At 73.1% G+C, this 6,068-nt stretch carries 5 protein-coding genes and 1 pseudogene; 3 read left to right on the forward strand and 3 right to left on the reverse strand.

What is annotated here, in order from left to right:
* Positions 1–140 precede the first annotated feature (140 nt).
* The gene (locus KR546_RS18705; protein WP_238446242.1) at positions 141–980 is read left to right on the forward strand and encodes a hypothetical protein; all 840 of its coding nucleotides are present in this window, start codon (positions 141–143) and stop codon (positions 978–980) included.
* 41 nt (positions 981–1,021) lie between these two features.
* Here KR546_RS18705 and KR546_RS18710 read toward each other — a convergent pair whose 3' ends face one another.
* Positions 1,022–2,182, reverse strand: coding sequence for an acyl-CoA dehydrogenase family protein (locus KR546_RS18710; RefSeq protein ID WP_238446246.1), 1,161 nt, complete (start codon positions 2,180–2,182; stop codon positions 1,022–1,024).
* Positions 2,183–2,292: 110 nt separating this feature from the next.
* Positions 2,293–3,960 carry a phosphoenolpyruvate--protein phosphotransferase gene (gene ptsP / locus KR546_RS18715; RefSeq protein ID WP_238446243.1) on the reverse strand — a complete coding sequence of 556 codons (1,668 nt, stop codon included), beginning with the start codon at positions 3,958–3,960 and terminating at the stop codon, positions 2,293–2,295.
* Positions 3,961–4,164: 204 nt separating this feature from the next.
* Between ptsP and KR546_RS18720 the strand changes: the two genes are divergently transcribed.
* Both KR546_RS18720 and KR546_RS18725 read left to right on the forward strand, forming a co-directional pair.
* Entirely contained in the window at positions 4,165–4,929 is a 765-nt protein-coding gene (locus tag KR546_RS18720; RefSeq protein ID WP_238446244.1) for a DeoR/GlpR family DNA-binding transcription regulator, read from the forward strand.
* The gene (locus KR546_RS18725) at positions 4,926–5,885 is read left to right on the forward strand and encodes a 1-phosphofructokinase family hexose kinase (RefSeq protein ID WP_238446245.1); all 960 of its coding nucleotides are present in this window, start codon (positions 4,926–4,928) and stop codon (positions 5,883–5,885) included. The genes KR546_RS18720 and KR546_RS18725 overlap by 4 nt, the downstream gene beginning before the upstream one ends.
* On the opposite strand, the pseudogene KR546_RS18730 reads toward KR546_RS18725, so the two are convergent.
* A pseudogene (locus KR546_RS18730) lies at positions 5,824–6,068 on the reverse strand (hypothetical protein); the annotation flags it as partial. The gene KR546_RS18725 and the pseudogene KR546_RS18730 sit on opposite strands and share 62 nt — an antisense overlap.

A 6,068-nucleotide genomic window follows, 5' to 3' on the forward strand; every position in this document is an offset into this window, starting at 1 on the left:
GCGAGGCACCGGTCGCCGCGCCGGCTCCCACGCCCACGCCGTCGCCGTCATCGACCCCGACGCCGACCGCCTCCCCCGCGCCGTCGTCCACCGCACCCGCGGCGCCGGCCCCGCCACCGGCACGCAGCACGCCGCTGGTCGTGGCCACCGACGACGGCATCGTGCGCATCGACGCCGACGGGACGTCCCGCCCGGTCGGTGGCGTCTCGGGCACCGTCGACCGGGCCTGGGACGACGGTGCCGGCGGGGTGGTCTTCCAGTCCGGTCCCGAGACCATCGGGCGCGTGGGCCGAGGAGGCGTGGCGACCATCGTCGACATGGCCGACCTCGGTCCCCGCGAGGTCGACGACGTGACGCGCACCGACGACGCGACCGTCGTGGTGGAGCCGGGACGGATCGTGCTGATGGACGTCGACGCGGACGCGGGTCGGCTGGCCTTCGGCGTGGTCTACACCGAGGCCGGTGGGCCCACCCCCAACGAGGCCACGGCGGTGGTCGTCTCCGACCTGGCGGGAGGGGCACGCCGGGAGCTGGCACTCGACCGGACCTGGGAGGGATCCAGCCACCACGCCATCGGTGGTGGCGTCCGGCTCGCCAACCGCTCGAACGAGACCGGCGGCGAGGTCGAACTGGCGGACGACTCGGGGACCCTGTCGACCACGTCGTACTCGTTCCTGGGCGACGGTCCTGGCCCCCTGCTCGGCGGGACCCTCGACGACGGTGGCGAGCGCTGGGCCGCGACGACCCGAGGTGACGACGGCTGGGTGCTGCGCGTCCTCGACGTCGCCAGCGGCGCGGTCGTGCACGAGGCACCGCTGGCCGACCTCGACGGGGGCCACCCGGCCGTCCCGACCGACTTCGCCGGGGACACGGTCGTCGTCGCCGGGATCGGTGGCGACGGCGAGGGCCGCCTGTCGGTCGTCCACGACCTGGACGGCACGCAGGCGTCGGTCCCGGGCCGGGCCACGCTCGCGCGCTGACCGGGCCGTCCCCGGTGGCCCGTCGGGTCCCGGGGACGGGCTCAGGAGGTGCCGACGCCCAGGTCTCGGGCGATCAGCATCCGCTGGACCTCGGAGGTTCCCTCGCCGATCTCGAGGATCTTGGCGTCCTGGTAGAACCGGCCGACCCGGTACTCGGTCATGAAGCCGTACCCACCGAACACCTGGGCGGCCTCGCGTGCCGCCGAGACCGCGGCCTCCGACGAGTACAGCTTGGCGATGCAGGCCTGCCGCTTGTAGTCCAGCCCGTTGTCCCGCCGCCACGCCGCCTCGTGGGTGGCCAGCCGGGCGGTGTGCGCGGCGACCTCCATGTCGGCGATCTTGAACGCGATCGCCTGGTTGGAACCGATCGGCGTGCCGAACGCCTCGCGCTCGTTGGCGTACCGGGTGCACTCGTCGATGCAGCCCTGGATCAGCCCGACCGCCAGCGCCGAGATGGCGATCCGCCCGTCGTCGAGCGTGGCGAGGAACTGGCGGAAGCCCTCGCCCCGCTCGCCCAGGGTGTTGGCCAGGGGCACGCGGACGTCGTCGAGGATGACCTCGCGGGTGTCGGAGGCGTGCCAGCCGACCTTGCGGTACTTCGGTGCGACCGAGAACCCGGGGGTGTCGGCCGGCACGACGATCGAGGTCAGCTCCGGGCGGCCGTCGGCGTCCTCGCCCGTCCGGGCCAGGACGGTCACGACCGACGTGATGTCGGTCCCGGCGTTGGTGATGAACACCTTCGAGCCGTTGACGACCCAGTGGTCCCCGTCGACCTCGGCGGTCGTGCGGGTCGCGCCGACGACGTCGGACCCGCCACCGGGCTCGGTCAGCCCGAACCCGGCCACGCGCTGGCCGGTCAGCAGGTCGCCGAGCCACTGCAGCTTCTGCTCGTCGGTGCCGTACTCGGCGATCGGGGTGGCGCCCAGCCCGACCGCGGCCTCCAGGGTGATGCCCAGTGACTGGTCGACTCGGCCGATCTCCTCGATGGCGAGGCACAGGGTGGTCAGGTCGGCGCCCATGCCGCCGTCGGCCTCGGCGAACGGGATCGCGAACAGCCCCAGCTCGCCCATCTGCTGGACGATGTCGACCGGGAACACGCCCTCGGCGTTGAGCTCGTCGGCCCGTGGCGCGATCACCTCGTCGGCGAAGCGCTTCACGAGGCCACGGAACTCCTCCTGCTCGTCGGTGAGGATGAACGACAGCGCCATGGCAGGGGTCTCTCCGGTCGGGAACGCGGGTCCAGCGTGGTTCGGGCGTCCGACCATCCTACCAAGATGTTTCGACGTCGAAACATCCTGCGCCCCGTCGTGTCCTACCCGTCGAGCACCTCCCGGACGGCGGCGCGCGCCTCGGCCGGCGAGTCACTGGCGAGGGCGGCCTCGGCCGCCCGCTGGCAGGTGGCGAGGTCCACGCTGGCGAGCTTGGCGCCCACCGCGGGCAACGCGGCCGTGGCGGCGGACAGCGTCGCGATCCCCATGCCGACCAGCACGATCGCCAGCAGCGGGTCGGCGGCGGCCTCGCCACACACCCCGACGGACTTGCCCTGGGCCGTGCCGGCCGCGGCGGTCTTCGCCACCAGGTCCAGCACCGCCGGCTGCCAGGGGTCGGTCAGGCTGGCGAGCTCGGCAGACATCCGGTCGGCGGCCATCGTGTACTGGGTCAGGTCGTTGGTCCCGATCGAGAAGAACTCGACCTCGGCCAGGATCTTCTCGGCCATCAGCGCCGTCGCGGGGATCTCGACCATGACCCCGGGTGTGAGGCCGCGGGCGCGGACCTTCTCGGCGAAGCGACGGGCCTCGTCGACCGTGGCGACCATCGGCGCCATCACCCACGGGGAGGTGCCGGTCTGCTCGGCCGCCGCCTCGATCCCGTCCAGCTGGTGCTCGAGGAGGTCGGGCTCGTCCTCGGAGATGCGCAGGCCCCGCACGCCCAGGGCGGGGTTGGGCTCGTCGGGGAGCCCGGCGAACTTCAACGGCTTGTCCGACCCCGCGTCGAGGGTGCGGACCACCACCTTCGCGTCGGGGAACGCCTGCAGGACCTCGCCGTAGATGCTGGCCTGCTCCTCGACCGTCGGTTCCTCTGCGACCTCCAGGAAGCACAGCTCGGTGCGGAACAGTCCGATGCCCTCGGCCACACCCTCGGCGGCCCGCGTGGCCGCCGCACCGTCCTGGACGTTGGCGAGCAGCCCGACGGCGTGGCCGTCACTGGTCTGGCACGGCCCGGTCCACGAGTCGACGGCCGCCATCGCCTCGGCGGACTCGCGCACGCGGGCCTCGGCGGCCTCCGGGTCGGGCTCGACCACGACCTCGCCGGCCATCCCGTCGACCAGCACGTGCGTGCCGCTGGCGACGTCGCCGAGACCGTCGACGGCCACCACGCACGGCAGCCCCATCTGGCGCGCGATGATGGCCGTGTGGCTGGTCGGACCGCCCAGCTCGGTGGCCAGGGCGATCACCTTCCCGACGTCCAGGCCGGCGGTGTCGGCGGGCGCGAGGTCGTCTGCCAGGAGGATGGACGGCTCGTCGGGGCTCGGGATGCCGGGCTCCTCCTTGCCCTGCACCTCGGCGATGACGCGGTCCCGGAGGTCGTTGAGGTCGGTCACCCGCTCGGCCATCACGCCACCGGCCTGCTTGAACATCGCCGCGAACTCGTCGGTGGCGTCGGCCACCGCGACGTCGGCGCGACTGCCGTCCCTGATCCGCTTGGCGACCGTCCCCCGCAGCCCACGGTCGGTGGCCAGGCCAGCGGTCGCCGAGAGGACCTCCGCCGCGACGCCGTCGGCGACCCTGGCCCGCTCCCTGAGCCGCTCCGCCACGGCGGTCGCCGCGGTCTCGTAGCGCTCGACCTCCGCATCACGCTCGTCGTCCGGGACGGGACCGGCACTGGTGTCGGCGGTCGGACGGGGTGCGGGCCAGACCGCCGGTCCGTACTTGGCGCCGGGGACGACGGGGGTCCCGCTCAGGGTCGACGTCGTGGTCACGGTTGGTTCCTCTGGTGGGGGCGCGGGTCGTGGCCGAGTCTGCCGGATGCCCGACCTCCGAGCAGCCCGAACGAGTCAAGCAGTCGATGCCGAACTTCCGTTCTTCTTTGATATTTCTGAGTTGCTTGACATTGCAAAGGCAATCGGGCATATTGTCAGAGTGAGCAGATGGAAACACAGACAATCTCACCCGACGGAGCACCCATGTACGCCGAGGAACGCCAGCAGGCGATCGCCGAGTGGGTGTCCCGTCATGGGCGCGCGGCCGTCACCCAGCTGGCGGACCGGTTCGACGTGACCCCCGAGACCGTGCGACGTGACCTCGATCGCCTCGAGGAGCACGGTCTCGTCCGCCGGGTGCACGGCGGTGCCGTGCCGGCCACGGCGATCACCGTCCTCGAGACCGATGTCGATTCCCGCCAGCACGAGCAGGCAGAACAGAAGCAACGCATCGCGGCACGCGCCGTCGCGCTCCTGCCCTCCGGGGGCAGCATCGTCCTCGACGCCGGCACCACCACCAGCCGCCTGCTCGACGGCCACCGTCCCGACGAGGAGCTGACCGTGGTGACCAACAGCATCCCCATCGCCCTCCGCCTGACCCAGCACGAGGGTGTGAACCTCACCATGGTCGGTGGTCGTGTCCGTGGGACGACCCATGCCGTGGTTGGGCCCGAAGCCGTGGCACACCTCGCGGGTCTGCGGGTCGACGTCGCCTTCCTCGGCACGAACGGGTTGACGGAGGGGTTCGGCGCCTCGACCCCCGACCCCGACGAGGCCGCCGCGAAGACCGCCATGGTCGACGCCGCCCACCAGGTCGTCGTGCTGGCCGACGCCACCAAGCTCGGCCGCGAGCACCTCCACCGGTTCGCCCGCCCCGACCAGGTCGACGTCCTGGTCACCGACACCGATGCCAACCCCGCCCGGGTCGCCGCCCTCGAGACGGCCGGCATCACGGTGGTGCTGGCATGATCGTCACCCTGACCGCCAACCCCAGCCACGATCGCACCGTCGCCCTGCCCGACCGGCTCGAGCGTGGCGCGGTCCAGCGGGTTCCCGCCGCGACGGTGGAACCTGCTGGCAAGGGCGTCAACGTCGCCCGCGCCATCCGCGCCGGTGGCGTCGACACGTTGGCGGTGCTCCCCGCGGCCGACGACGACCCCTACCTGGACGCGCTGGCCCGGCGCGGCCAGGCCCACCGGTCCGTGCCGATCGCCGAGCCCGTGCGCACCAACATCACGCTGAGCGAGCCGGACGGCACCACGACCAAGATCAACGAGCCGGGGCCGACCCTCGACGGCGGCGCCGTCGACGCGCTGGTGGACGCCGTCGTGGAGGCGGCGACCGGCGCCGCCTGGGTCGTGCTGTCCGGATCGCTGCCACCTGGCGCCCCGGCCGACCTCTACGCGACGATCACCGACCGCCTGGGCGACGACGGCGCAGCGGTCGCGATCGACACCTCCGGTCCGCCGCTCCACGCGTTGCTGTCGGGCACCCGCCGGCCCGACCTCGTCAAGCCCAACGCCCACGAGCTGGCCGAACTGGTCGGTGGTGACGGCGACGCCTACGAGGCAGACCCGGCCCTGGCCGGTCGCGCCGCCCGGGCGCTGGTCGGACGTGGCATCGCCACGGTGCTGCTGACCCTGGGCGCCGCGGGGACGATCGCGGCCACCACCGACCGGGTGTTGTTCGCCGAGCCGTTGCCGATCGAGCCCGTCAGCACCGTCGGTGCCGGCGACTCGTCGCTGGCCGGATGGCTGCTCGCCGTCTCGCGCGGTGCCGACCTGGCGACGTGCCTGCGGTGGGCCACCGCCTGGGGCGCAGCCGCCGTCTCGCTGCCCGGTTCGACGCTCCCCTCCCCCGACCTCACCCGACCCGACGACGTCGTCGTCGTCGACCTGGATCCGGAGGAACCACCGGGCGGCTGATCCCGCACCGACCACCAGCACCTCCCACCAGCACCTCGCCGCAGCCCAACCCCCCACCGCCACCGACGACCACGGCGACCTGGCCGACGACGAAGCCGGGGGCGATGCCGGGACGGTCGGCGATGGCGTAGGCGATGTAGCCGGCCAGGGCCGGGACCAGGAACGCGAAGGCCAGCTGGCCGA

The organism is Salsipaludibacter albus (assembly GCF_019798055.1).
Classification (GTDB): domain Bacteria; phylum Actinomycetota; class Nitriliruptoria; order Nitriliruptorales; family Nitriliruptoraceae; genus Salsipaludibacter; species Salsipaludibacter albus.